At 41.3% G+C, this 25,285-nt stretch carries 24 protein-coding genes, 1 other RNA gene and 1 pseudogene; 9 read left to right on the top strand and 17 right to left on the bottom strand.

All coding sequences use genetic code 11. The features are described 5' to 3' along the window. The gene (locus C5O00_RS12230) at positions 1 to 1,035 is read left to right on the top strand and encodes an LIC11966 family surface protein (protein WP_158676850.1); all 1,035 of its coding nucleotides are present in this window, start codon (positions 1 to 3) and stop codon (positions 1,033 to 1,035) included. Between the two features lie 43 nt (positions 1,036 to 1,078). Further along, entirely contained in the window at positions 1,079 to 1,810 is a 732-nt protein-coding gene (locus C5O00_RS12225) for a YebC/PmpR family DNA-binding transcriptional regulator (RefSeq protein WP_105217119.1), read from the top strand. Positions 1,811 to 1,816: 6 nt separating this feature from the next. On the opposite strand, the gene C5O00_RS12220 is transcribed toward C5O00_RS12225, so the two are convergent. The 4 genes and pseudogenes from C5O00_RS12220 to C5O00_RS12210 form a co-directional block, all read right to left on the bottom strand. Beyond that, positions 1,817 to 2,353 (bottom strand): 1-acyl-sn-glycerol-3-phosphate acyltransferase, encoded by a 537-nt coding sequence (locus C5O00_RS12220; protein WP_105217671.1) that lies wholly within the window; start codon positions 2,351 to 2,353, stop codon positions 1,817 to 1,819. A 17-nt stretch (positions 2,354 to 2,370) separates the two neighbouring features. Then, complete coding sequence (locus tag C5O00_RS14645) at positions 2,371 to 3,429, bottom strand: iron-containing alcohol dehydrogenase family protein (protein WP_244593052.1); 1,059 nt, start codon at positions 3,427 to 3,429, stop codon at positions 2,371 to 2,373. 45 nt (positions 3,430 to 3,474) lie between these two features. Further along, a pseudogene (gene kdsB / locus C5O00_RS14640) lies at positions 3,475 to 4,185 on the bottom strand (3-deoxy-manno-octulosonate cytidylyltransferase); the annotation flags it as partial. Between the two features lie 108 nt (positions 4,186 to 4,293). Beyond that, positions 4,294 to 5,724: an ATP-dependent DNA helicase gene (locus C5O00_RS12210; protein ID WP_105217117.1), complete on the bottom strand. Its 1,431-nt coding sequence runs from the start codon at positions 5,722 to 5,724 to the stop codon at positions 4,294 to 4,296. Positions 5,725 to 5,851: 127 nt separating this feature from the next. Here C5O00_RS12210 and C5O00_RS12205 point away from each other — a divergent pair, with 127 nt between their 5' ends. From C5O00_RS12205 to C5O00_RS12195, 3 genes are read left to right on the top strand one after another with little or no spacing between them, the layout of a single operon-like run. Next, a complete protein-coding gene (locus tag C5O00_RS12205; protein WP_244592988.1) occupies positions 5,852 to 6,595 on the top strand; it encodes a hypothetical protein in 744 nt (247 codons plus the stop codon). Then, the gene (locus C5O00_RS12200) at positions 6,570 to 7,391 is read left to right on the top strand and encodes a DUF3822 family protein (protein ID WP_158676849.1); all 822 of its coding nucleotides are present in this window, start codon (positions 6,570 to 6,572) and stop codon (positions 7,389 to 7,391) included. Before C5O00_RS12205 ends, C5O00_RS12200 begins: the two co-directional genes overlap by 26 nt. A gap of 2 nt (positions 7,392 to 7,393) precedes the next feature. Next, entirely contained in the window at positions 7,394 to 7,927 is a 534-nt protein-coding gene (locus C5O00_RS12195) for an RsmD family RNA methyltransferase (RefSeq protein WP_105217115.1), read from the top strand. 469 nt (positions 7,928 to 8,396) lie between these two features. On the opposite strand, the gene rnpB is transcribed toward C5O00_RS12195, so the two are convergent. After that, positions 8,397 to 8,725: RNase P RNA component class A (rnpB, locus tag C5O00_RS12190), an RNA gene on the bottom strand. Positions 8,726 to 8,813: 88 nt separating this feature from the next. On the opposite strand from rnpB, the gene C5O00_RS12185 reads away from it, so the two are divergent. Then, positions 8,814 to 10,571, top strand: a complete 1,758-nt coding sequence (locus tag C5O00_RS12185) for a DNA polymerase III subunit gamma/tau (RefSeq protein WP_105217114.1) — start codon at positions 8,814 to 8,816, stop codon at positions 10,569 to 10,571. A 38-nt stretch (positions 10,572 to 10,609) separates the two neighbouring features. Next, entirely contained in the window at positions 10,610 to 11,194 is a 585-nt protein-coding gene (locus tag C5O00_RS12180) for a MiaE family protein (protein WP_105217669.1), read from the top strand. A 71-nt stretch (positions 11,195 to 11,265) separates the two neighbouring features. Here the strand turns inward: C5O00_RS12180 and C5O00_RS12175 are convergent, their stop codons facing one another. The 9 genes from C5O00_RS12175 to rpsA all read right to left on the bottom strand — a co-directional run bounded on the left by C5O00_RS12175 (position 11,266) and on the right by rpsA (position 20,638). Then, positions 11,266 to 12,189: a Ppx/GppA phosphatase family protein gene (locus tag C5O00_RS12175; protein WP_105217113.1), complete on the bottom strand. Its 924-nt coding sequence runs from the start codon at positions 12,187 to 12,189 to the stop codon at positions 11,266 to 11,268. Position 12,190: 1 nt separating this feature from the next. Beyond that, entirely contained in the window at positions 12,191 to 14,272 is a 2,082-nt protein-coding gene (gene ppk1 / locus C5O00_RS12170) for a polyphosphate kinase 1 (RefSeq protein ID WP_105217112.1), read from the bottom strand. Between the two features lie 5 nt (positions 14,273 to 14,277). Next, on the bottom strand, positions 14,278 to 14,766 hold the full coding sequence (locus C5O00_RS12165) for a SixA phosphatase family protein (RefSeq protein WP_105217111.1): 489 nt from the start codon (positions 14,764 to 14,766) through the stop codon (positions 14,278 to 14,280). 12 nt (positions 14,767 to 14,778) lie between these two features. Continuing rightward, positions 14,779 to 15,423, bottom strand: coding sequence for a pyridoxamine 5'-phosphate oxidase (gene pdxH, locus C5O00_RS12160; RefSeq protein WP_105217668.1), 645 nt, complete (start codon positions 15,421 to 15,423; stop codon positions 14,779 to 14,781). Positions 15,424 to 15,493: 70 nt separating this feature from the next. Beyond that, on the bottom strand, positions 15,494 to 16,399 hold the full coding sequence (locus C5O00_RS12155; protein ID WP_105217110.1) for a ribonuclease Z: 906 nt from the start codon (positions 16,397 to 16,399) through the stop codon (positions 15,494 to 15,496). A gap of 36 nt (positions 16,400 to 16,435) precedes the next feature. After that, positions 16,436 to 16,771 (bottom strand): ribonuclease Z, encoded by a 336-nt coding sequence (locus C5O00_RS12150; RefSeq protein WP_105217109.1) that lies wholly within the window; start codon positions 16,769 to 16,771, stop codon positions 16,436 to 16,438. Next, on the bottom strand, positions 16,761 to 17,699 hold the full coding sequence (locus C5O00_RS12145; RefSeq protein WP_105217108.1) for an aspartate carbamoyltransferase catalytic subunit: 939 nt from the start codon (positions 17,697 to 17,699) through the stop codon (positions 16,761 to 16,763). The genes C5O00_RS12150 and C5O00_RS12145 overlap by 11 nt, the downstream gene beginning before the upstream one ends. Before the next feature lies 1 nt (position 17,700). After that, on the bottom strand, positions 17,701 to 18,240 hold the full coding sequence (pyrR, locus tag C5O00_RS12140; protein ID WP_105217107.1) for a bifunctional pyr operon transcriptional regulator/uracil phosphoribosyltransferase PyrR: 540 nt from the start codon (positions 18,238 to 18,240) through the stop codon (positions 17,701 to 17,703). Between the two features lie 511 nt (positions 18,241 to 18,751). Beyond that, positions 18,752 to 20,638 (bottom strand): 30S ribosomal protein S1, encoded by a 1,887-nt coding sequence (rpsA, locus tag C5O00_RS12135; protein ID WP_105217106.1) that lies wholly within the window; start codon positions 20,636 to 20,638, stop codon positions 18,752 to 18,754. A gap of 312 nt (positions 20,639 to 20,950) precedes the next feature. Here rpsA and C5O00_RS12130 point away from each other — a divergent pair, with 312 nt between their 5' ends. Both C5O00_RS12130 and C5O00_RS14670 read left to right on the top strand, forming a co-directional pair. Further along, complete coding sequence (locus C5O00_RS12130; RefSeq protein ID WP_105217105.1) at positions 20,951 to 21,553, top strand: hypothetical protein; 603 nt, start codon at positions 20,951 to 20,953, stop codon at positions 21,551 to 21,553. Between the two features lie 444 nt (positions 21,554 to 21,997). Beyond that, entirely contained in the window at positions 21,998 to 22,132 is a 135-nt protein-coding gene (locus C5O00_RS14670; protein ID WP_262502241.1) for a hypothetical protein, read from the top strand. Positions 22,133 to 22,452: 320 nt separating this feature from the next. On the opposite strand, the gene C5O00_RS12125 is transcribed toward C5O00_RS14670, so the two are convergent. The 3 genes from C5O00_RS12125 to porQ form a co-directional block, all read right to left on the bottom strand. Next, complete coding sequence (locus C5O00_RS12125) at positions 22,453 to 23,346, bottom strand: hypothetical protein (RefSeq protein WP_105217104.1); 894 nt, start codon at positions 23,344 to 23,346, stop codon at positions 22,453 to 22,455. A 120-nt stretch (positions 23,347 to 23,466) separates the two neighbouring features. Then, a complete protein-coding gene (gene cmk, locus C5O00_RS12120) occupies positions 23,467 to 24,159 on the bottom strand; it encodes a (d)CMP kinase (protein WP_105217103.1) in 693 nt (230 codons plus the stop codon). After that, entirely contained in the window at positions 24,159 to 25,178 is a 1,020-nt protein-coding gene (porQ, locus tag C5O00_RS12115) for a type IX secretion system protein PorQ (protein WP_105217102.1), read from the bottom strand. The genes cmk and porQ overlap by 1 nt, the downstream gene beginning before the upstream one ends. Between the last annotated feature and the right edge of the window lie 107 nt (positions 25,179 to 25,285).

Here is a 25,285-nt window from a genome sequence, read left to right as displayed (position 1 = left end):
ATGAGTAGAGCATTATTACTAGCGGTGTTTCTGGCAATCTTTAGTACACAAACCGTATTCTCTCAACAATTTAAATCTGCTTTAGACTATCTTGAATTTGTTTCAAATGAGCAGCAGATCATAACGAAAAACACCTGGAAATACACAAAGGCCATCGCCCACAGCAAGAACGATCGTACCATTGCAGGTAGGAGAAATTCGCTTATCAAATCTGTTGAGCGAGCAATACTAAAAATCGAAAAAGCGAAAGGCTTTGATGGTGATGAATTCAAGAAGCAGGTATTGCATAATCTCGATCTAAACAAGAGCCTGTTACAGCAGGATTACGCTAAGATCATCGACATGAAAACTGTTGCAGAACAATCGTACGATGCGATGGAAGCCTATATGCTTGCACAGGAATTGGCTAATAAAAAAATGGCCGAGGCTCAACAGGAATTCGAGATGCATTATTACGCCTATGCGAGAAAGCATAACATCGATATCCTTGAGAACGATTCGGATCTGGGTAAGAAAATGAAGATCTCCGGAGAAGTTTTTGATCATTACAATCAACTTTACCTAATTTTCTTCAAGGTGTATATGAACGAGGTATATCTATACGACGCGATTAGCCGTGAAGATGTAAGCGCGATCGAGCAAAGCGCTTCAGCACTGCTGGAGAGTTCCCGTGAAGGCCTGGCGAAGCTGGACACTGTTTCTTTATATAAGAAGGATAGAATGCTAGTAGACGCTACTACAAAAGTTTTCGAGTTCTTTATTGATGAATCTGAAAACAAGATCCCTGTTATTACCGATTTCCTGGTTGCCAATGCAGATTTCGAAGCCATAAGGAAATCCTTAGAATCTACTCCCGAACGTAAACGCACCAAGGAACAGATCGACGCGTATAACGAAAAGGTGCCTCTTATAAACAAGGCAGTGGAAGATTATAATAGAACGAATGCAAGCCTGAATCAAAAACGTGAAACCGTGATAGGAAACCTAAACGAATCCTACCAGAGGTTTTTGGCTAAACATATTCCGAACGATTAACAGATTTTATAAATTTGCGCAGTAAATAAAAAATTAGAGATAAATGGGAAGAGCGTTTGAATTTCGAAAAGCACGTAAGATGAAGCGTTGGTCTGCCATGTCCAAAGCGTTTACCCGTATTGGTAAGGATATTGTCATGGCGGTAAAAGAGGGTGGTCCCGACCCGGATGCCAACTCTCGATTGCGAGCTGTAATTCAGAATGCCAAATCGGTTAACATGCCCAAAGACAACATCGAAAGAGCCATTAAAAGGGCTTCCGATAAAAGTCAGGGCGACTACAAAGAAGTGATCTTCGAGGGTTATGCTCCCCACGGGATTGCAATACTTGTGGAAACTGCAACCGACAATAATACGCGTACCGTGGCAAATGTTCGTTCCTATTTCAATAAATGTGATGGTAGTCTTGGCACCTCGGGATCTGTGGTTTTTATGTTCGATCACGTATGTAATTTCCGCATCAATGCAGAAGGTATCGACATGGAAGAACTAGAATTGGAATTGATCGATTTTGGTGTTGAAGAGATCTTTGAAGATGAAGACGGCGTACTTATTTATGCCCCATTCGAAAGTTTTGGAGCTATACAGACCTACCTCGAGGAACGTTCCCTTGAAATTCTTTCTTCAGGCTTCGAACGTATCCCGCAGGTAACCAAAAAGATCACAGCCGAACAGGCATCGGATGTGGAAAAATTATTAGAGAAACTTGAAGAGGATGACGATGTGCAGAATGTGTACCACACGATGGACGAAGCATCCTCCGGAGAAGACGCCTAATTACTCCTAAGTATATTGGGGAATCTTTCCCACTACCCCATCATAAAATTTATGTAAGACTATTAGATCTTCCTCAAGATTGCCGGTTGGATAAAAGGCAGCCCCCACTTTTACAGTTTTTGTCTTATAATCGAAGGCAACAGGGATTATCGGTACCTTAGCCTTTAATGCAATATAGTAGAAGCCTGTTTTCCAACGGTCCACTTTTTTCCGTGTTCCTTCAGGTGCCAGGGCCATTCTGAATTCTTTTTTTTCTGAAAATATCTTAGCGATCGCATCTACTTTATTGAGTCCACCCGTCCTGTCCAGGGGTGTTCCTCCCATCCACCGAAAGTAAGCGCCGAACGGCCATTTGAATAGTTCTTTTTTTGCCACAAAGTTAATTTTGGTACGCAGGATCCTTCGGGCAAACACCCCGACATAGAAATCATGCCAGCTTGTGTGAGGGACAACGATGACTACAGATTTAGGAATATCCTTGTTAAATTCACCGTCGATCTTCCAGCCTAACAGCTTATGGAATATAAATTTGGTAAGTATCAAATAGTTGTGATGATGCTTTACATTTTTAGGTAAAGCGATCTTAATTTTTCCCGGGTCGCTATGGATTCCCAATTATCTCCCAGTGCGTTCTCCCACAAAGGTACAAGACTCAAAGCAATATCGATCATGGTATCCATTTCCTCTTCCGAAAGATCCTTACAAAGGCCTTTAGGTATATCGATATTATGCGCTTTTACCATTTGTTTAAATAGAGCCACATCTTTTGGGTAGAATTCCTCTAGGTGATTAAAAACGATACAGTTACCAATGCCGTGTTTTGTACCTAATACGTAAGAAAGACCGTAACTCATGGCGTGTGCCACACCTACCTGCGAATATGCAATACTCATACCACCATGCCAGGAAGCCATCATCAGTTTAGCTCGTGCCTCTTCGCAAGACAAATTCCCATCCACGAAGATCTCCTTGCAAAGATCGTATGCTTTCTCGCCATAACTCTGGCTGAAGGCATTGAGGAAGGTACCGTTTAGAGATTCCACACAATGAATAAAACAATCCATCCCTGTATAGAACCACTGGTTTCTTGGGACCCCGATAGTGAGATCCGGGTCTAGAATAACCTGGTCGAAAGGCGTGTAATCGCTATTGATCCCCAGTTTTTTAACAGGACCGGTGAGCACAGTTGTTCTTGAAACTTCGGCACCTGTCCCTGAAATTGTTGGAATACCAACGTGGTAGATAGCCTTATTGGGTACCAGATCCCAGCCCTGATAATCTGAAGCACTTCCCTTATTAGTAAGCATAATAGCCACTGCTTTGGCAAGGTCTAGAATGGTCCCCCCGCCTATACCTATGATACCGGAGGGTTTATAAGTGAATTCGGATTTTATTTCTTTTACGATCTCGTCAACCTGGCTGGTTTTTGGTTCTTCATCTGCAGAAACAAATATCATCTTATCGTTGAATCTAAGATTGATCCTATCGACAATTTTTTCGTCACCTACGAAAACATCATCCACCAGGAATATAAAAGGCGCTTTGTCCTTTCTCTGAGGTGCCAAAATAGAAGATAATTGATCGAAGCTCCCCTCACCGAAAACCACTTTAGGCACCATAGGGAAATTTCGATACTTATTGTTTACCGTATCTTTTTTCTGTTCCTTTAAAACCTTGTTCGCCCGTTTAAGATCTTCCGGGGTGTCAATTTCAATTCCTTGCGTTGCAGTTACAGCCATTTTGATGTTTTTTCCATATTCGAGGTAACGTATACATTCTATTTTTTCGGCAGCTTCTAGGGATCGCATTGGTAATCGATAGAAATCCATGAGTGCCTCCTTTCGGAATGCATAGATACCTTTATGTTTATAATACTGTACTGCGGCGTTCTTGTCCCTGGGATAAGGTATTGGGGAGCGCGAAAAATATTGTGCAAAATTGTCTTTATCGACAATTACCTTTACACAATTAGGGTCGCTTATCTCCTTCCAGTCGTGTATTTCGGTCATTAAGGATGCCAAGTCAATTTTATCGGCATCCGCCCCGTTAAATACACTTAAAACATGCTCCAGTCCGTCTTTGCTGGTAAAAGGTTCATCTCCCTGAACATTTACTACAATGTCGACATCCATATTTTCGGCGGCCTCTGCAATCCGGTCACTCCCACTGTCGTGCTCCTTTTTGCTCATAATAGCCTTTCCACCATGTAATTCGATCTCTTTGAAGATGATCTCACTATCTGTCACCACATATACTTCGTCGAACAAGCCGGTATCTTTAGCGGCTTCATACGTACGAACGATCACGGGCTTTCCTCCCAGGTCCTGCATCAACTTTCCCGGAAATCGGGATGCGCCATAACGCGCAGGTATCATTGCTATTACTTTCAATTGAGAAATCTTTATTATTGGCCCCAAAAATAAGAGAATTCTACATTATCGCAGTACTTTTCTACAGAATAGATGTAAGGAATGCAAAAAGGTTTACAGCGAATCGTCGAAAAAATCATTTTTAAATCCAATTAAATACACTCTTTCCTTTGCGCGGGTGATAGCAGTGTACAACCAGCGAAGGTAATCTTTGTTCACGCCATCAGGTAGGTAAGGCTGCTCCACGAAGACCGTATGCCATTGTCCACCTTGCGATTTATGACAAGTTATTGCGTAGGAGAATTTCACTTGCAGCGCGTTAAAATATTTATTGTTCTTTACTGAAAGGAAGCGTTTATAGTTTGATTTCACATCTGCGTAATCCTTAACCACCTCCTGGTAAAGGCGATTGGATTCGTCGTACGAAAGTGAAGGAGTTTCGGAAGTAAGCGTATCGAGGAGCAGCACAGTCTCAAAGGGGGCCATTTTCGGATAATCTACCATCTGAACTTGAACTTCAGCAAAACGAAATCCATACAACTCTTTAAAACCAAATATCTCCAATACCTGAATGATGTCGCCATTTGCGATGAAACCAGCTTCGGTATGTGGTTTGATCCAGAAATAATTATTCTTTACAACCATTAAAAAATCCCCGGCAGAAAGCTCCTCTTCCTGAAATAATATTCTGTTACGGATATTTTGGTTGTATAAATTTGCCCGTTTATTAGAGCGCACAATGATCACGGTTTCTTCCTTTCCTAACTCGGTATAACAATCGTTGATCGCATCCATAAGTTCCTGTCCGTCTTCGGGACGAATAACTTCCGGAAAGTCGTGGTCTTTCAATTTAAATTCTTCGAACAGCGAATCCTCTATCCTGTCTCTTATACGGGTTGCATTGTACAGGATACCGCTATCCTTCTCCTGGCGCACAACTTCATCCAATTCGATCGCAATAACCTTTTTGTTGTAATGGTTTTCAAGCAGCCGCTTATCGAGAGCTGGGCTAACATCCAATTTTACAGGGGGTAACTGCGCAGTGTCTCCTATGAGCATCAATCTGCAGTTATGCCCCGAATACACATATTGCATTAGGTCGTCTAGCAGAGAACCATTTTCGAAAAGCTTGGAATCCTGGTTCACATCTGGGATCATCGATGCCTCATCCACTATAAAGATGACATTTCTGTGTTTATTTGGTTGTAGGGTAAAGGAAACCCCTCCGCTCTTGTTGCTTTTAGGATAATAGATCTTCTTATGTATGGTAAAAGCCTCTTTCGATGAATAGTTACTTATCACTTTTGCAGCTCGTCCGGTTGGCGCCAGTAGTACCGAGGAGCGTTTCACCTTCCACAAATTCTTTACCAGGGTTCCTACTATGGTAGTTTTTCCCGTACCGGCATAACCTTTCAGAAGAAAAACTTCAGATGTATCCTCACTTAAAACAAATCGTGATAGCAGTTGTAGAGTGATATCCTGCTTTGAAGTTGCATTAAATTGAAAATCGCTTTTTAAAAGGCTGTAGAAACCAGAAACATCCATATGGTAATAACCAAACTAAGGGGTTAAAGATAGCCATGATTTTTTCGGATTATACTTTTGTGAACAAAAAAAAATTGTAGATTTGCGATAGACCGAAGTAACTAATATAACCTTCATATCATAAATTATGATTTTATACATTGTCATAGGCATTATTCTCAGTATTGGATTAGTGCTCTTACTGGAGAAGTTCGTTCCTAAAAAATTCAATCCGATCATATCTATAATCCTGTGGGTTATTATCGTTTATCTGGGTTATTTGCTCTACAAGTCCATTCAGGGACCCATCGAGTTTAATAAAGTAAAAGAGGCCCGATATGCAAAGGTTATCAAGAATCTAAAAGACATAAAAGCGGCACAGCTTGCTTACCAGGAGATCAACGGAGGATTTGTTGGAGATTGGGATAGCCTGGTTCGTTTTGTAGATACTGCACAATTTGCTGTGACCCAGCGTCGAGATACCAGCTACCCGGATGTTGAAAAGAATAAGGCATTTGGATTAACAGAAGGTTATTTTATAGAAGAAATAATTATTGACACCTTAAGCTTTAAGCCGGTACGCGATTCCTTATTTCATGGTACCGACCGTTATAAAACCATGATGAATATTCCTGTGGAAGGCGTAGATGGTAAGTTTGAACTTCGTGCAGGAAAGCTCAATAAGAATGGAACCATCTATTCTGTATTCGAAGCCAGGGTCGCTAAAGATGTTATCCTTTCCGATCTTGACAAGGACCTTCTTGCTCAAGAGAAACAGGTTGTCTCGGTGGACGGCGTAAACGGGGCTTATATCAAAGTTGGATCAATGGATGAAGTTGATACCAGTGGTAACTGGCCGAAAATTTATGACACAGACGATAGGCAGAAATAGCTTGCATACAATACCAAATAAAAGACTGTCCGTTCAAGTTTCATTGACCGGACTTTCTTTTTTATTGACCAATAGCAGCAAGTCTGAGGTTATCCACTTCTCCTCTATGGTGTATCAGAAGGAACGCACCCCTGAGGAATTATTATTGGACATCGACACCTTTATAAAGGAGCACGTTAAGGACGCATCCGAATTCGAATCGGTTCGTGTAATCTATTCCAACTCCGAATTTACAGCAGTACCTACACCTCTTTTTGATGAGGCGAAAGCCAGTGATTATTTAAAATTCAATGCGAAGATACTCGCAAACGATTTTATTGCGTGGGACGACGTACCTGCCAGGAATATGCATATCGTTTATGTGCCTTACGTGAATATCAATAATTTCCTGTTCGATATATTCGGGAGTTTTCAATTCTATCATTCGGCATCTGTTATGCTGGAAATGATTCCGATGGAATCCAGATTTACTGAAGAAACTTCGGTTTATATCAACGTAGAGCGTTCCAACTTCCAAATTGTGGTTCAATCTTCATCTCAGCTTAAGCTCTGCAATTCGTATCACTTTATTACTCCCGAGGATTTTATTTACTACATCCTGTTCTGTTTCGAACAATTGGACATCAATCCGGATAGTGCCAAAGTAGTAATGATGGGGCAAATTAAGGAGGAAGATGCGCTGTATGAGATCGCTTATACGTATATCCGGAATATCGAGTTTTTGCCTGAAAGCATTTTACAGCACCAACTAGAAGGAACTTTGGTTCACGAACATCCGTTACTTAAATTTATATAAGTATGCGGATAGTTGCAGGAAAGTTTAAAGGAAAACGAATCATCGCTCCAAAAAAGTTACCGGTGCGCCCAACAACCGATTTTGGGAAGGAAGCGCTTTTTAATATTCTCAATAATCGATACGATTTTTCAGAATTAAGATTCCTTGATCTATTTGCAGGGACAGGAAATATTAGTTATGAATTTGCCTCACGTGGTACAGAAGATATTGTAAGCGTAGATGCTCATTACGAATGTGTGCGGTTTATTCAGCGTACCGCTGAGGAGCTTGAAGTAGAGATTAAAACCGTTAAGAGTGACGTATTTAAATATCTCGAAGTTAAGCAACCTGCTTTCGACATCATTTTTGCCGATCCCCCTTACAATTTTGAGCCTTCCCAATTGGAAACCCTCGTAACCAAGTGTTTTGAACAAGATCTCATTAAAGAAGATGGCACTCTTATCATTGAGCATACCAAACATATAAACCTACAGGACGCGGCTCATTTTAACGAATCCAGGAAGTACGGAGGTTCTGTTTTCAGCTTCTTTCAGTAAAGATTTTCTAAATTATTGGAAGCTATTTTCAATTTGATTTAAATTACTACTTTTATGGGTATTTTAAATTAACCAGCCAGAATTGCATGAAGACTCCGGAGAGTTCGTTTTTGGATTTAGGGTTTGCTGTTTTCGAATTTTACGAAAAATATGTTATCGCAACCGTAAAAGAAGGAGTCGTCCTGGGACAACAGGAAATGGCTAAATATTATGAAATATTCTCCCATTATTATGGTGATAATCACTTCGGATATATATCAAACCGCAAGAACGATTACACCATAAATCCACTTTATTATAAGGAAATTGAGAAATATGATCTGAAGATCGTTGGGATAGCTACCTTGTGTTATTCGAAGGAATCCTACGACATGGCCTTGTTCGCCGAACAGTTCTTCAGCTGGCCGCATGCTGCCTTCTATAAACTGGAAGACTGTATATCGTTTATCACCCAACGATACAATGAAGAAAAAAATGCAGGCCTGTAAGCCGGATTCTGTTCTCTTCAATTTACATTAAAGAGCCCTTATCATTTATCTGGACCATTTGTTGCCAAATAGTTCTATCTACCTACCCTCTTACGTTGGGCGGGAACCCTCGAATGTAAGTTTACGTGGTATTTCACCGCATAGAGTTTACACGATTTCACTACAGCATTACCTGTACATCCTTTCTGTTGCACTAGTCCTATCGTATAGCACGAGCTATACGACGACGGCCGTTAGCCGCTATGCTTCCCTGTGGTGTCCGGACTTTCCTCCCATCAACGAATTGATGCGCGATAAGGCGGCCTGCGCTGCAAAAATACTCCAATGTTAATAAATAGCGTAAAATAGGGAAGTCTATTTTTTAAAAAGCGGAAGCAGGTTTTTATATTTGTTTGAATATGGAGCACTTCATAGTTTCGGCAAGAAAATACCGGCCTACTCAGTTCGAGGACGTGGTAGGACAACAGGCGATCACCAATACGCTGGACAATGCTATTGCAAACAACCATCTCGCCCAGGCCTTGTTATTTACCGGACCAAGGGGCGTTGGTAAGACTACCTGTGCACGTATACTGGCTAAAAAGATAAACCAGGACGGAACCGAAAAGGAAGATGAAGATTTTGCCTTCAATATATTCGAGCTGGATGCGGCCTCTAATAATTCGGTGGACGATATACGAAATCTTATCGATCAGGTTCGTATACCACCCCAGGTTGGGAAATACAAGGTGTATATAATAGACGAGGTACATATGCTGTCCTCGGCTGCCTTCAACGCCTTCTTGAAGACTCTTGAAGAACCCCCCAGACATGCCATTTTTATTTTGGCCACCACCGAAAAACACAAGATCATTCCTACTATTTTATCGAGATGTCAGATCTTCGATTTCAGGAGGATCACGGTTCAGGATATAAAACAGCACCTGGCGAAAGTTGCCACTTCCGAAGGAATTGAAGCCGAAGATGATGCACTTCATATCATTGCCCAGAAGGCAGATGGTGCTCTTAGGGATGCGCTTTCTATTTTTGACAGGGTGGTGAGTTTTGCCGGTAAGAACCTTACTCGGCAGGCGGTTACCGAAAATCTGAATGTCCTGGATTATACATACTATTTTTCAATTACCGATTTGTTGCTGGAGAACAATATTCCACAGTTATTAGTCTCCTACAATGATATTTTATCTAAAGGCTTCGATGGGCATCATTTTATCATGGGCCTTGCATCGCATTTCCGCGATCTTCTGGTATGTAAGAACGAGGATACGGTCGAATTACTTGAAGTTGGTGAACAGGTGAAAAAAATGTACCTGGAACAATCGCAAAAGACAGATGCCTCCTTTCTAGTTGAAGCCATCGAGCTTGCCAATAACTGTGATCTAAAGTATAAATCGAGTAGAAATCCCCGGCTTCTGGTGGAACTATGCCTCATGCAGTTAGGTTCTATCACTAAAAGAGACGAAAAAAAAAAGTCTCAACCTAAGCGCTTTGTAATTCCTCCTTCATTTTTTAAGGGAATTGCTTCTGAAAAGAAACCGGTGGCTAAGTCGAAAGTACCAGCCGATAGCGATATCCCTGTTACTTCGGAAGAATTGATCTCCGAAAAAGTTACCGAGAGCATCCTGCCTTCTCCTTCAGAAGAAAAAATTGAACAACCGCGGGTTATTGAGCGTCCACAGATTCTCGCGGAACGAAATGCGAAGAAGGTCTCTGCACTATCTCTGAAAAGTATTCAGAAAAAACAACAGTTAAAAAAAGAACTGATCGCCAATCAACCGGATCAGGAAAATCTTCCCGTTACAGATTTCACAGAAGAAGAAATGCAGACGGCCTGGGCAGATTATGCAAAAAAAGTTGAAACCGACGGCAAGTACAACCTCCTCTCCCACCTCACTATGGGAACTCCGAAACTTGACGGTACTCTTATACATCTCGTCTTCCCAAATGACACCATTAGAGTTGAAGTAGAACGGGCTAAATTCGAATTACTTGGTTTCCTTCGGGATAAATTACAGAATTACGAGATCGACCTGTCCATAGAAGTGAACGAAGAGGAAACCAAGCGTTATGCGTACACCGCCCGTGAGAAGTATGAGAAATTAAAGGAAAAAAATCCATTGATCGAAACCCTAAGAAAGGAGTTCGACCTGGATATTTAATTTATTCTATGGAGCAAAAAGACGATGGTACAAAAAAGATGCTGGGCCTTAAACTTCCAACAGACCCGCGTTGGGTGAATATTGTTGAGAAAAATATAGAGGAGATCCTTACAGACCACGCCTATTGTGAGCAGAAGGCCGCTTCTACGGCTATTTCACTTATAGTGTCGTTCCCGGAATATACAGATCTTGTTCAGGATATGATCGCCCTGGTTGAAGAGGAAATGAGTCATTTTAAAATGGTTCACGATCTCATCCTGGAACGTGGTTGGGTAATGGGAAGAGATCGCAAAGATCATTATGTTTCGAAACTTACACAGTTCTTCCCAAAAGGGGGCAGCAGAACAACACAATTAATCCACAGATTGTTATATGCTGCATTGATAGAGGCGAGAAGTTGCGAACGTTTCCGGTTGTTAAGCGAAGAACTACAGGATAAAAAATTAGCACGTTTTTACAGAAAACTTATGATTAGCGAGGCAAATCACTATACCCTCTTCCTGGGATACGCCCGGAAATATGGGGATAGTGTGGAAGAAGTAAATCGTAAATGGCAGGAACTTCTTAATTATGAAGCAGATATCATGAAGGATCTGGGTAAAGAAGAGACCATCCATGGCTAGAGGTAATTATAAGGAAGTAATTATATAGTTACTTAAAGCGGTACTATAAATAGTCTATGGGATCTGGGAATTTACTTATCTCGCATCTGGATCTCCATCTCTTCCGCTACCTTTTCATTGTATAGGCTTTTTACGATACCATCTGCGAGACCGATCTTAGGAACGTACATATTCTTGGAGCCGCTCCATTTCATGGCTGAAAGATAGATCTTGGTGGCTGGAATGATCACATCTGCCCTATCTGGATTCATTTGTAATTCGAAGATACGTTCGTGATAGGTATAGGATTTTAATTCCTCGTAAAAGCCGGCCAGGTAAAAATAACTTAGCGGTTTGCCTATTTTCTTTTCACTTAGTTTATAGATACTATTAATGTTTCCTCCAGAACCTATACAATTGATCTTACTGTATTTACGAGTGGTCTTTTTGATCCATGTCTTCACATCGTCCCAAATACTTTCGCGAACCATATCATTTAAGATTCGTACTGTTCCCAGTTGAAACGATTTTGAGGTAACCACCTTTCCGTTTGCGAACACTGTAAATTCGGTACTACCTCCACCTACATCCACATATAGAAACACCTTATTATCATCAATAAGTTCTCTAAGATCTGTGGTTGCAATTATGGCAGCTTCGTCGTTCCCATCGATGATCTGAATTTCAACACCGGTCTCTTCCTTGATCCTTTTAGCAATGCTAATACCGTTTCTGGCTTCACGCATGGCCGAAGTGGCACAGGCACGATATCTTGTAACATTATGCGTTTTCATTAATAGAACGTATGCATTCATCGCATCCACCATACGTGTGTAATTCTCTTCCGAAATATTGTCTTTCAAGAAAACATCTGCTCCAAGACGAATAGGAACACGTACCAAAGATGTTTTTTTAAACAAGGTCTTACTGCCCTCCCTTTCTATCACCGTGGCGATAAGAAGTCGGATTGCGTTGGAACCTATATCAATAGCCGCGTATTTATCTATATTCAGCAAATTACTTTAATTTTTGTTGGTAATATTCGTACAATTTAAACTGTGAGCGAATTTGTGGTTTGTCATTTCGCCTGTAATCATTATCCGAATCCTGTGAGATTATCCTTGCTTTCACATTGTCGTTCCAGCAGATCTCGAAGGTGTCGATAAGTTCCTCCTTTATATCCTCGTCGTAAACAGGACATGAGATCTCCACCCTATTGTCGAGGTTACGCCCCATAAAATCTGCTGAGGAAATATAGATTTTAGGATCACCACCATTTTCAAAGATAAATAATCGAGGATGTTCAAGAAATTTATCCACCACACTAATAACCTCGATATTCTCACTCATACCCTCCACTCCCGGGATGAGGCAACATATACCGCGTACGATGAGTTTAATTTTTACTCCTGCCTGACTGGCAGCATAAAGCTTATCGATCATTTTAAAATCTGATAAACTATTGAGTTTTAATCGTATCCCACACGGCAATCCTTGCTCATGGTTTTGTATTTCCTTCTCGATTAGATTGTAGATCGCGTTTCGGGTGTAATGAGGAGACACTATAAGATGCCTGTATTTTTTGATCTGATAGTTTACCTGGAAGAAATCGAAAACTTTATTTATTTCTTTCCCTATCCGCTGGTTGGAAGTGAACAGCGTATAATCTGTATACACTCGGGCAGTAGATTCATTGAAGTTACCTGTGCTAATAAAGGAGTAGCGAGATACTTTCTTATTTTCAAGCCGTTCGATCACACAAGCTTTACAGTGCACCTTTAACCCGGTAACCCCAAATATTAACTTAACTCCTTCGCTTTGCATTTCTTCAGCATAGCCAATATTAGCCGCTTCATCGAAGCGAGCCTGCAATTCTATTTGTACGGTAACATCTTTGCCATTCTTCGCCGCATTGATTAGTGCTCCGGCAATTTGTGAGGACTCGGCCAGGCGGTAAATGGTGATCTTTATCGATTTTACTTTTGGGTCCAGGGCAGCTTCTTTCAGAAACTTTACAACATAGCCAAACGATTGATAAGGGGTATAAAGCAAGTAATCCTTCTCGGCAATTTTCTCCAAAATACTTCCTTCCAGGCTAAGGCCCGGTATTCGAAGCGGTTCTTTTGCCTCGTATAACAGATCTTTTCTACCAAGGCTGGGGAATTTCATATAATCCCTCCTATTGTGATATCTTCCCCCAGGAATAATACTATCAGTGCTATCTATTCCCATTTTGTTCATGAGGAATTCCAGAGTTTCTTTATCGATATTCTTATCATATACAAATCGTACCGGATCGCCCGAGCTGCGTTTTTCCACACTACGGGATATCTTCTCAAGGAAACTTCTACTTAGGTCACTATCGATATCCAATTCGGCATCCCTGGTTATCTTGATCATATGTGCCGTAATACTCTCATAATTAAAGATGCTGAAGATATTACCAAGACATCGTCTAATAAGATTATCGAGCATTATGAGGTATTGCTTATCACCTTCGGTGGGTAATTCTACAAAACGGTCTATTTGCCTTGGAATCTCAATGAGGGCATAATTTATCTTCGATTCGAAAGTGACGTCTTCTTTAGACATTTTCATTCTCACCGCCAGATAGGCTGCGCTATCTTTTAATTTTGGAAATTCCTCTAGCTCCCCGATCATGATGGTAACAAGCGAAGGGCTAACCTTTTGAATAAAGAAATCGAGAACATATTTATCCTGTTCCGGACTTAGTTCGGTTTCATCAATAATATAGATATTCTCCTTCTGAAGTTCTTCCTGAATGCTATTGAGAATACTGAGGCTTGTTGCCTGTTGTTCTATCACGGTTTGAGTGATCTCTTCCAGCAATTCGGTGGCCGATATTCCTCCCAATACCCTGCGTCCTCCTTTGCCCGCCTCTACAATTCGTTTAATGGTAGCATACCGAACTTTGAAAAATTCGTCCAGATTGTTTGAAAATATACCTATAAATCGAAGCCGTTCAATAAGTGGAACAGTTTTGTCCTCGGCTTCCTGAAGCACCCTGGCATTAAATTGGAGCCAGCTAAGTTCACGGTTTCTATACAGGTTTTTAGCTACTTTGGAAGTTTTCGACATGCAGGTTATTCTTTAAGATGTCTTGGAAAGATCATTGATTTGGTCTTACCCGTGGTGATGTCCTTCCAGGAATCGACCGGGAATTTGATCATTACAAATCCACTTGTGGGTAGGTTATCAATATATTCATTTCCAAGCATATTTACTATAGACGTGAAGGCGTGATTATGACCAACGATCATTACCCTATCCAGCGAATCGTCCAGGTTCTTGATGATCTCCATCACACCTTGCCCGCTAAAGTCGTACAGATCGTGATTAAGTACGAAATCCTTATCACTAATCCCAAACGCATTCTTAAAATACATTGCTGTAGTTTGAGCCCTGTTAGCATCGCTGGTTATGATCTTTTGCGGCGGTTTATGCTCTGCCTGTGCCTTTTCGGAAACAAGGGTAGCATCATTATGCCCTCTTTTTTTTAGAGGTCTCTGGTGGTCTGGCAGATCGTATTTCCAGGACGATTTGGCATGACGGGCCATGTAAAGTGTTTTCATGTAAGCTAATTTTTAAGGTTGTAGTCTGTTAATAATCCAGTCTGAATCTTTAAGTAGGTATTGAATCCTGTCGTGCAGCCTGTTGGGCCTTCCCTGCCAAAATTCGAAGGAGACCGGTCTTACCAAATAACCGCCCCAGTCTTTTGGACGTTCCACCTCTTTGTTCTTATATTCTTTTTCCAGCTTTACCAACTGCTCTTCAAGTTCTTTCCTACTTTCGATAGTGGCGCTTTGATTGGACACCACAGCGCCTAACTGACTCCCCTTGGGCCGGGAATGAAAATAGTTATCAGAATCTGCTTCGGAAGTTCGTTCGGCAGTCCCTTTGATAATCACCTGGCGCTCCATATTAGGCCAGAAGAAAGATAAACTCACCTTAGGATTATTGGCAATCGATCTTCCCTTTTCGCTGTTGTAATTGGTGTAAAAGTAAAAACCGTATTCATCGTATTTTTTTAAGAGTACCACCCTGCCTTTAGGGAAACCATCACCACCAATGGTGCTAAGTGTCATGGCATTTACCTCGTCCACACCACCAGACTCTTGCACATCGTAAAACCAGGTGCGGAATTGTTGCATAGGATTGGGATCCACCGAGGTGCAGGATAATTCTCCTTTCTCATAGGTTTTTCTGTAATCATGAAGATTGTCTCTCATGCCAAAAACTTTATTACGCAAGTTACGAGTTTTGGAAAAGCTGTGAAAAGATGAAAGAATTAAATCTGGGTTAAAATTTAAAGGTTTTGCCATCCTCAGACAGCTCTACATTATCAAAGACATTCTGAGCTTCCCTACGGAAATCTTCCAGATCTTTATATCGGCCTGAATAATGCCCCAGTATAAGGGTTCCCGCTTCTGCCTTCTTAGCGATTACAGCTGCTTCCTTAGCCGTGCTGTGTTTTGTGGCCTCGGCCAAATGTTGGTGAGACTCAAGGAAAGTTGACTCGTGATATAAGACAGTAACCCCTTTAATTTGGTCCACTATCTTTGGTAGATATGCGGTATCGCTACAATAGGCATAAGATACCGGTGGGTCCGGCGGATGAGTTACAGTCTCGTTCTTAATGAGCACTCCATCCCTGTTTTCGATGTCGTGCCCTTGTTTCGCTTTAGAAAAGTAGCTGTTGTCAATTCGGGATTTAACGGCCGCGTCCAGATTTAATTTACGCTCTCCTGGCTTTTCGCGAAAAAGAAAACCATTGGTGTACACCCTGTGATCTAATGGAATGGTCTCTACACTAACCTTTTCGTCCTCAAAAAGCGTTTCAGGAGATTTCGAGCTTAATTCATGAAAAATAAGATTGTAATTGGTCCAGCTGTTTCCCAGCTTTAATTGAAGTACGATGGCTTCTTTTATTCCTTCCGGTCCATAAATATGCAGATCGACTTCTCTACCTAATAGCCTGAAAGTTGAAATAAGACCTACGAGTCCGAAGAAATGATCTCCATGTAAATGTGAAATAAAGATATTACGTATACGTGAGAATTTCACTTTAAGCTTACGCAGTTGGACCTGTGTTCCTTCTCCACAATCAATAAGAAACAGGTGGCCTCTCATCTCCAGAACTTGTGCTGTAGGGTGAGCACTGGTTCGGGGAGTAGCGGAATGACAACCAAGAATGGTAAGGTTCATATTGAACTGCGGGATATGATGATGTGTTTATCTGCTCTAAAATCCAAGATCACGTTCTATTTCTTCCATTTCGATAATATCTGCGGCTTCTTGTGCCGTGGGAACAACAATGAGTTCGGTGGGAATGGTGTCTGGGTCGAGGGTTGAAGAGATCAAGACGAACGATTGCTTTGTAGCCCTGTGTTTATTGGATGTTTTTAGAAAATACAAGAGTTCTTCAAGGGTAAGTGCCAGGTAATTGGTAAGATCGATCACCACGTTCTGACCTTTAAATTTTTTTAATATCTGAAATTCAAGAAAAGAAGCAAATTCTTTTAGATCATCGTGGTCGTCTGCCAGGACCACATAGTTTTCGTAATTTTTAATTTTCATTATGCTGAATTTTTGATGCCAGCAGATATAATACAGCCATCCTGATGGCTACCCCATTTTGAACCTGCTCCAGGATGATCGCCTGCTTGCTGTCGGCCACGTCGCTGGTTATTTCTACACCACGATTAATAGGCCCCGGGTGCATGACAACAATTTCTTTGCCAAGACTATCCAACAGTGCCTTATTGACACCATATTGCTGAGTATATTCCCTTGTTGTTGGAAAATAACTAATCTCCATTCGCTCATTCTGAACCCGCAACATATTGGCTACATCACACCATTCTAAAGCCTTGCGAAGATTCCCTTCATAAGACACACCTAGTTTTTCTATATATTTAGGTATAAGCGTTTTAGGGCCACACACTTTAACTGTAGCTCCAAGTTTCTGCAAAGCAAAAATATTGCTCAATGCTACCCTTGAGTGAAGAATATCTCCCACGATTACCACCTTTTTACCAGATACGCTTTTTAGTCTTTCCCGAATCGAGTAACAGTCTAACAGGGCCTGGGTTGGATGTTCATGAGCCCCATCGCCAGCGTTCACGATACTGGCGTCTATATGTTTAGAAAGAAACACCCCTGCACCTGGATTAGGGTGTCGCATAACGACCATATCCACTTTCATGGACAGGATATTGTTTACAGTATCTATAAGGGTTTCTCCTTTAGTAAGAGAAGATGAGGCCGCGGAGAAATTAATAACATCTGCAGAGAGTCTTTTCTCTGCCAATTCGAAGGAAAGACGGGTGCGGGTACTGTTTTCGAAAAATAGATTAGCGATGGTTATATCGCGAAGTGAGGGGACTTTTTTTATGGGCCTGTTGATCACTTCCTTAAAATGATCGGCGGTTTCGAAGATCAGGTTTATATCATCTTCGTTGATGTATTTAATTCCTAATAAGTGATTTACACTTAATTCGCTCATATTAATTACTAATTAGATACACTGCGTCCTCACCATCCTGTTCTTTCCAGCACACTTTTACTTTTTCTTTATTGATTGCATCTACCTGACGGCCTCTATAATCCGGCTGAATAGGTAAATGACGGCTAAATCTTCTGTCTATGAGGGTTAATAGTTCGATCTCTGTAGGTCTGCCAAAAGATTGAATGGCGGTAAGTGCCGACCGAATACTTCGCCCGGTATACAGTACATCGTCTATAAATACCACCTTCTTGTCTTCCAATATAAAGTCTATCTGGGTGGTGTTAGCTTCCAGCGGCTTATCTCCCCTTCTGAAATCGTCTCTATAAAAGGTAATATCCAGACATCCCAAGCGGATATTCTTGATTTTATAATCCTTTTCGAGCATTATTTTCAGGCGTTCGGCGAGATACACCCCTCGTGGCTGGATCCCAACGAGTACGGTGTCTTGAAAGTTATCGTGGTTTTCAATTAATTGGCAAGCCAGTCGATGAAGGGCGATGTGCACTTCGGTTGCGTTTAGTAACACTTTTTGGCTCATACAGTAGATCTGAATCGTATTCAGGGTACAAAAGTAAGTGTTTTTGTATAATTAATTGCAACTGCCCGGGAATTGTTGCTTAGTAAGGGTGCTGAAACGGGTGGATGCTGAATCAAGTTCAGCATGACAAAAGGGGTTGGCTTCGGATTAAGTAGATGGTGAAACGGGTGGATGCTGAATCAAGTTCAGCATGACAATGGTGATGGTGGTTGAATCAAATGGATGCTGAAACGAGTGGATGCTGAATCAAGTTCAGCATGACAAAGGGGGGTTGGGTGTGGATTGAGTGGATGCTGAATCGAGTTCAGCAGGACATAGAGGATTGTTGGGTGGTGCGATGCGTTAGGGATTGAGGCAAATACCCCGCCGCAGGTGTGTATAGCCGAAAGCCCGCCCGTGAAGCAGACGTGAAGTGAGCTATGCTCTACTTCATCGTCACTACACGGGAACGCCCAAAATAAAAAGCCCCTCATTACTGAAGGGCTTTTGGTATATAGCTTAAATGGTGGGCTTATTTCTTCTTGCCTTCCATTTTATCTTTGATCTCCTGTAGTTTTGCGTTCGCATCACCTAAGGTTGGTTTCGCTTCTTCCGCTTGCTTGGCAGCAGTTTTAGCTGCCTGCTTAACGATCTTAGCTTCTTCTTCCTTATGAATGGTCATGTGAGACGCAACTACCTTTTTAAAGTCCTTATTGAACTCTATGATCTGGAATTCGGCTTCTTCTCCTTTTTTAAGGTCGGTACCGTCTTCTTTCTCCAGGTGACGTTTTGGTACGAAGGCAGTGATATCCTCGTTGAAATTGATCACAGCACCTTTATCTACCATCTCGTCGATAGCTGCGGTGTGCTTCGTTCCAACGGCGAACTCGTCTTCGTACTTATCCCAAGGGTTTTCGGTGGTTTGCTTGTGTCCAAGGCTTAGTTTACGGCCTTCCACATCAAGTTCTAATACCACAACCTCCAGCGTATCTCCAATATTGGTGAACTCACTTGGGTGTTTCACTTTCTTGGTCCAGCTCAGGTCACTGATATAGATAAGACCATCGATCCCTTCTTCCAGTTCTACGAACACACCAAAGTTGGTGAAATTACGAACGATCCCTTTGTGTTTGCTTCCAACAGGGTACTTCTTGGTAATATCGGTCCATGGATCTGGAGTCAATTGCTTGATACCAAGACTCATTTTGCGTTCTTCTCTATCAAGAGTAAGGATCACAGCTTCAACTTCGTCTCCAACATTCACAAAGTCTTGTGCACTTCTAAGGTGAGTAGACCATGACATCTCACTCACGTGGATAAGGCCTTCAACACCTTCGGCTACTTCGATAAAGGCACCGTAGTCTGCAATAACCACTACTTTACCTTTTACTTTGTCTCCTACTTTTAGTTCTTCACCAAGCGCATCCCACGGATGTGGATTAAGCTGCTTTAAACCAAGTTGTATACGAGTTTTGTCCTCGTCGAAGTCCAGTATTACCACGTTTAGTTTCTGATCGAGTTCTACGATCTCGTTCGGGTGGTTGATACGTGACCATGATAGGTCAGTAATATGTACAAGTCCGTCTACACCTCCAAGGTCTACGAATACACCGTAAGAAGTGATGTTTTTAACAACACCTTCAAGAACTTGTCCTTTTTCAAGCTGGGCAATGATCTCTTTCTTTTGTTCTTCAATATCGGCTTCGATAAGCGCTTTGTGAGAAACCACCACATTCTTAAATTCATGGTTGATCTTCACCACCTTGAATTCCATGGTTTTTCCAACGTAAATATCGTAATCGCGTATTGGCTTCACATCGATCTGCGATCCCGGAAGGAAAGCTTCGATACCAAATACGTCTACGATCATACCACCTTTTGTACGACATTTTACATATCCGTTTACGATGGTACCTTCGTCATGAGCTGCATTTACGCGATCCCATGCTTTGATGGTTCTTGCTTTTCTGTGTGATAGGATTAACTGTCCGGTGCTGTCTTCACGTACATCGATCAATACTTCCACCTTATCACCTACTTTAAGATCCGGATTGTAACGGAACTCGTTAAGTGATACTACACCTTCACTTTTTGCATTGATGTCGATAATAGCATCGCGGTCTGTGATATGGATCACTTCCCCTTCCACTACTTCGTCATCTAAAGTGTCTACAAAATTCTCGGCAACGAGCTTCTCGAATTCTTCAAGTTTCCCGTCTTCGATAGGGTCTATTCCCTCTTCGTAGTTGTGCCAGTTAAAATCTTTAAGGAATTTGTCAGGATTGCTTTCTTTAAGCGATACTTCCTGTTTTGGTTGTTCTGCTGCTACTTCTTCGGTAGCGGCTTCAGGTTTTGCCTCTGCTTTGGCAGCTTTGGCTTTAGTTTTTGTTGCTTTTTTAGCTTCTGCTTTTTCAGCCATTTCTAAAGTAAAGTTTCTTTTATGCTACTAATGAACCTATAAGAAACTATTTTGTATTCTGTGTTCCTCTCAGGTAAGTTGCGGAGATCCCACAGAAGGGTTTTTGTTTTGTTTTTCTCTTCCTTTTGTACCTGATTAACCGCCAAAAGGACGGCAAAAGTAATGCTTTTGTTTTGATATTCAAAGGGTTTCCTAACTCTTTTGTATTTTTTCTGAAGTAAATAATCCAGGCTAAAACGCTGTTATTTAAGCAAATAAGCGTAATTTTATCTTTGGCTCCCTAATTATTTCAGACGTATAAACTGGAATATTATGAGCAAATACCTTGAAACTGCGTCCGAACTGGCCAAAGGCCTGCATATGTTATTTAGGAATCTTACTCTTGGAAGGTTTCTGAAATGGATCATCAGTCTCCTGTTGATAGGGGGAATAATCTTCTTCGTTTTTGAAAGTTTCTTCAGTTCCTCTTATTATTACGATCGTATCGACCGAAAAATTGAGATCATAGAGAAAGTACAGGCCATTAGTGGCGGGGATAGTTTGATAGCTGTGCGCACAAATAAAGAGTTAATGGAAGTTTTGGAGGAGCTTGATAAGCCAAAAACCAAGCTTATAGACCTTTCCGACGTGAATATTACAGTAACCCAGGCCTTTACCGAAGGATTGATTAAGTTCCTGTCTGCTATTTTTATCCCGCTCATTATAATGTATAGTTCCAGGAAGGATCCGGACTATGGGGACATTGTGATAGGAGCTATTGCTTTTATAGTGGTGTTTGGGACCATTGCTGTATTTATCCCTACTATACGAAGTGTCTGGATCAATTTTTTAATCATCCCTGTGGTACAAATCATAGGATTAGCTATTCTTGCAGTTTTTCAGCGAAAGCAGCAAAATCACTCCGAGACCCCATAAATAATAGTATTGCCCCCCTATTTTTCCTTCTAAAGATTGTTAAAATTTGTTAAAATAGTACTATGTATTACAAAGTACTGTAACAATTTACCTGCCGCGTCGTCTACTTAATACATCGATCGAATAAATCAATTTAAAAACGAACAATAACAACTAAAAACAACAGTCATGAGAACATTAGATTCAAACACCTTAACCGAAAAACCCAAAACAAGTTTGGGATTTGCCTGGAACTCTAAGAGACGTTACAGATAATTAATTCAAATTATAACAACCCGCCACAAAAGTTAAACTAACGTGGCATTTAAAACAACAACCATGAGAACTTTAAATTCGAACACTTTAACAGAAAAGCCTAAATCCAGTTTTGGATTTACCTGGAACATGAAAAGACGCTATCGTTAAATAGCCACTTTAGACCAAAAACTAATTAAATAATTTACCATGAACATTGCAAGAAACATCCATACGATCATGAAGCAGGAATGGCAGCGAAAGGACCTGTTTCAGCTAAAACAAATGCAAGACGCATTTATGCGTACAGATATGGCGATGCCGGGAAAGCCATATATTTCTTAATACCGGACTTATATAGTTATTAGTTAAAGTTAGCCAGATTAAACCACCCTTTACGGGGTGGTTTTTTTGTTACCCCTCCCCTTACAACGTTTCTTTGCAACTATATTTCTTCTGCTTATATCTTCATTCTAAGGTGCAACCGGAAAAGTAATATTGAAACCATATTGGATAAAGATCGGCGTTATAAATTCTATTTTAAGAATCACGCTCTGGGGAACCCTAGCTGTGGGAATTACTGCCTTGATAGGCTATCTCTTTGGAGTTAATGTATAAAAAAAACAGCCTTTTCAGGCTGTTTTACCATTTATTTTCGGAATAACTTAATCGAGGATGATCTCTCCATACTTTACAATAGTTCCGTCAATACTGGACCATGAAAAGGTTCCTGCACTTTCCGGCTGACAAAGTAAGTAATTCATATAGGAGGAAGTATTAGGGTCGTAACTTAGATTCCATTTCGCCATTCCATTGGCAAAGGCTGTAGTTTGGTAATCGCTTATTGTGAAGCCGGAAGTTCCGAAGGAATTTAAAGTAGGCACATAATTACCGTTTCCTAAACAAACCGAGGCGTTATACGAGTCGAAATCGAAATCCTCGAAGAATTCACCCAAATACACTACCATCACCGAGGTTATTCCATCACCACCATTTCCATTAGGGCTACTAATTGTTCCATCTGCTATAAGGCTCCATGTACCTGTAAATGCCGGGTTACCTGTCTCGGTAAACACAGCAGTTGCGCTACTGGCCATATTATAACTCATACTTTTAACCACTTGTGAAAAATAGTTCTGGCTGTTTAAAACCAAATCATGGATCTGTGGATTGTTACTATCGGTTACATCGATGATAAATGATCCGGCATCTCCTGTAAATTCATACACTGTAGGCACAGTAGATTTGATCATGAATTGTGGCTTGAGTTTGAAAGCCATTTCTTCACCGGACACCAACTCTATAAGCGCATAATAGTTGGCGTTATTTGCCAAATTGATCCAAATTTTACCTCTTGAGGTAGAATTGGCCGCGGCAACTACGCCGTGGTAGAGGCCCTTCTTACTGGTGTCGTAGGATTTATTTGGCAACTCATCCTTCAATAGGATAGCATCAGCTAACAAATTGGAATCTGTTTCCATGATATCCTGATCCTGAGAGCAGGAAGCAAGAAATATCGTGGCACATAATAATGCATAAGCAGGAATTAAGCGTTTCATTTGTAGGAATTTAGGGGCTAATTAGGCCCAAATCAACGCTTTTCTGAGATAAAATGCAAATTTAATCGATGAAATCACCTATAAATACATGATTTTCTTACAATTATATCGTGAGGAGGGTTATATTCTGCCTGCAATTCGGTCTTTTGCCAATTGAAGTATGGTGTGAAATTGATCTTCGATATTTGTTTCGGTATTGTCGATCTCGATGGCATCTGTTGCCTTCCGGAGCGGAGAATCCTCTCTATGGGTATCTATATGATCCCGTTCATTCACATTGTCCAGGACTTCTTCGTAGGAAATATCGGCTCCCCTGTCGCGAAGTTCGATATATCGCCTATTGGCGCGCACTTCTGCAGAGGCGTTCATGAAAATCTTTAATTCGGCATTTGGAAATACTACTGTTCCAATATCTCGACCATCCATAACCACACCTTTGCCCTCACCCATGGCATGTTGCAATTTTACCAGTTTTCTACGTACTTCGGGAACTGTGGCGATAGGGCTCACAAATTCGGATACTTCCAGGGTACGGATGTGTTCCTCCACATTCTCGTTATTCAGGTAAATTTCGGCTTTTCCGTTTTTATTCTTTCTGAATTCCAGGGCGATCCCGGGTAAGGCTTCAACGAGCGCATTTCTATCAAACTTTTCTTCAGAAATAAACCCTTTCCGAAGCGCATACAAGGTGACCGCTCTGTACATTGCACCGGAGTCTACATATACATAGTCCAGCCAGTCTGCCAATTGCCTCGCAACGGTACTTTTACCTGTAGAAGAATAACCATCGATAGCAATTGTAATTTTCCTCATTACTGAAGATTGATATTTAGTCCAAAATTACTTGTAGAAGCGGCCGTGCTATACTTAGCGTACGAATAACTTAAACGCAGCTTATTTAAGCGCAGCGAAAACCCGGCACTTAAGCCGGCAAAAGCCCTCCGATCTACGATCCTTAGTTCTTCGGCCCTTCTTAAATTATACCCCAGGCGTATATTGAAGCCGGATTCCGGGAAGAGTTCGATCCCCAGTATCATGTGCCGAAAAGCATTGTCTATAAAGTTAATCTTTTCCTTCTGTACATTTCCCTCAAGATCTGTGATTTCGCGATCGGGATTAGAAAAAGCCACATTCCAGCGCTGCATATTGTCCAGGGTGAAATGCCAGCGAATAGGTATATTTTGTAGTGTTTGAGAGATTCCGAAGATCAGTTCAAATGGTAAGGGCTCGTAAACCGAATCGTAAGGAGTGAATTGTGTACCAATATTCCTGGCCACCCCTGTAATGTGTAGATCCCAGTCTTCGTATACATACATCACCCCTATGTCGATCGCTCCCCCAAAGGAAGAGTACTGCTCGAGGGTCGATGAAATTAATTTGATGTTTGCGCCTATATGAAAATTAGTGAAGGCAATATTTCGAGCATGACCAAAGGAAACAGCTACTTCTCCCCCAGTGAAACTACTGGTTGGATTCCCAAATTCGTCGTAACCATCAAACTTCCCGTAATTTATATATGTTACTCCTGCATGAAGTACCTGGGTTCGCCGGTCCCACATATAGGCATAGGCCGCAGTACCGTAATTCACATCGCCTATATAATTGGTATAATTAAGGGACAGTTGATTATCCATGGCCGGGTTGATACTGGCCGGATTGAATAAGGCCTGTGTTACGTCCCAGTCGTAATTGGTTACAGTTTTCCCTCCTAAAGCAGCTTGTCGCGGAGAATTAACAAGGTTAAGAAATTGATAGGTTGATCGTCCACCCACCTGCGCCAACGTAGTTACCGATATAAACAATGCTAAAACGTAAAAAACCCTTTGGTGCATGGAGCGTGAGATTCTTTTCCCTGAAAACATAAACGACTGCAAGTATAATTTATTTTTAGCGGAGCACGAAATGATTAACCTTTAAAATACACCCCCGAAATTCCCTA

The organism is Pukyongia salina, from assembly GCF_002966125.1.
Lineage (GTDB): Bacteria > Bacteroidota > Bacteroidia > Flavobacteriales > Flavobacteriaceae > Pukyongia > Pukyongia salina.
Note: the sequence above shows the minus strand (reverse complement) of the source record. Positions and strands in the feature narration are given on the sequence as shown.

What these genes read in the sequence shown, in the direction of transcription:
- pyrR (WP_105217107.1), bottom strand. Translation starts at nt 18,240, where the DNA reads ATGAGCCAAAAAGTGTTACTAAACGCAACCGAAGTGCACATCGCCCTT.
- C5O00_RS12155 (WP_105217110.1), bottom strand. Translation starts at nt 16,399, where the DNA reads ATGAACCTTACCATTCTTGGTTGTCATTCCGCTACTCCCCGAACCAGT.
- C5O00_RS12145 (WP_105217108.1), bottom strand. Translation starts at nt 17,699, where the DNA reads ATGAGCGAATTAAGTGTAAATCACTTATTAGGAATTAAATACATCAAC.
- pdxH (WP_105217668.1), bottom strand. Translation starts at nt 15,423, where the DNA reads ATGAGAGACAATCTTCATGATTACAGAAAAACCTATGAGAAAGGAGAA.
- C5O00_RS14645 (WP_244593052.1), bottom strand. Translation starts at nt 3,429, where the DNA reads ATGGTGCCTAAAGTGGTTTTCGGTGAGGGGAGCTTCGATCAATTATCT.
- C5O00_RS12150 (WP_105217109.1), bottom strand. Translation starts at nt 16,771, where the DNA reads ATGAAAATTAAAAATTACGAAAACTATGTGGTCCTGGCAGACGACCAC.
- C5O00_RS12185 (WP_105217114.1), top strand. Translation starts at nt 8,814, where the DNA reads ATGGAGCACTTCATAGTTTCGGCAAGAAAATACCGGCCTACTCAGTTC.
- rpsA (WP_105217106.1), bottom strand. Translation starts at nt 20,638, where the DNA reads ATGGCTGAAAAAGCAGAAGCTAAAAAAGCAACAAAAACTAAAGCCAAA.
- C5O00_RS12225 (WP_105217119.1), top strand. Translation starts at nt 1,079, where the DNA reads ATGGGAAGAGCGTTTGAATTTCGAAAAGCACGTAAGATGAAGCGTTGG.
- C5O00_RS14670 (WP_262502241.1), top strand. Translation starts at nt 21,998, where the DNA reads ATGAACATTGCAAGAAACATCCATACGATCATGAAGCAGGAATGGCAG.
- C5O00_RS12130 (WP_105217105.1), top strand. Translation starts at nt 20,951, where the DNA reads ATGAGCAAATACCTTGAAACTGCGTCCGAACTGGCCAAAGGCCTGCAT.
- C5O00_RS12180 (WP_105217669.1), top strand. Translation starts at nt 10,610, where the DNA reads ATGCTGGGCCTTAAACTTCCAACAGACCCGCGTTGGGTGAATATTGTT.
- C5O00_RS12200 (WP_158676849.1), top strand. Translation starts at nt 6,570, where the DNA reads ATGACACAGACGATAGGCAGAAATAGCTTGCATACAATACCAAATAAA.
- C5O00_RS12125 (WP_105217104.1), bottom strand. Translation starts at nt 23,346, where the DNA reads ATGAAACGCTTAATTCCTGCTTATGCATTATTATGTGCCACGATATTT.
- ppk1 (WP_105217112.1), bottom strand. Translation starts at nt 14,272, where the DNA reads ATGTCGAAAACTTCCAAAGTAGCTAAAAACCTGTATAGAAACCGTGAA.
- C5O00_RS12210 (WP_105217117.1), bottom strand. Translation starts at nt 5,724, where the DNA reads ATGGATGTTTCTGGTTTCTACAGCCTTTTAAAAAGCGATTTTCAATTT.
- C5O00_RS12230 (WP_158676850.1), top strand. Translation starts at nt 1, where the DNA reads ATGAGTAGAGCATTATTACTAGCGGTGTTTCTGGCAATCTTTAGTACA.
- cmk (WP_105217103.1), bottom strand. Translation starts at nt 24,159, where the DNA reads ATGAGGAAAATTACAATTGCTATCGATGGTTATTCTTCTACAGGTAAA.
- C5O00_RS12195 (WP_105217115.1), top strand. Translation starts at nt 7,394, where the DNA reads ATGCGGATAGTTGCAGGAAAGTTTAAAGGAAAACGAATCATCGCTCCA.
- C5O00_RS12205 (WP_244592988.1), top strand. Translation starts at nt 5,852, where the DNA reads ATGATTTTATACATTGTCATAGGCATTATTCTCAGTATTGGATTAGTG.
- porQ (WP_105217102.1), bottom strand. Translation starts at nt 25,178, where the DNA reads ATGCACCAAAGGGTTTTTTACGTTTTAGCATTGTTTATATCGGTAACT.
- C5O00_RS12165 (WP_105217111.1), bottom strand. Translation starts at nt 14,766, where the DNA reads ATGAAAACACTTTACATGGCCCGTCATGCCAAATCGTCCTGGAAATAC.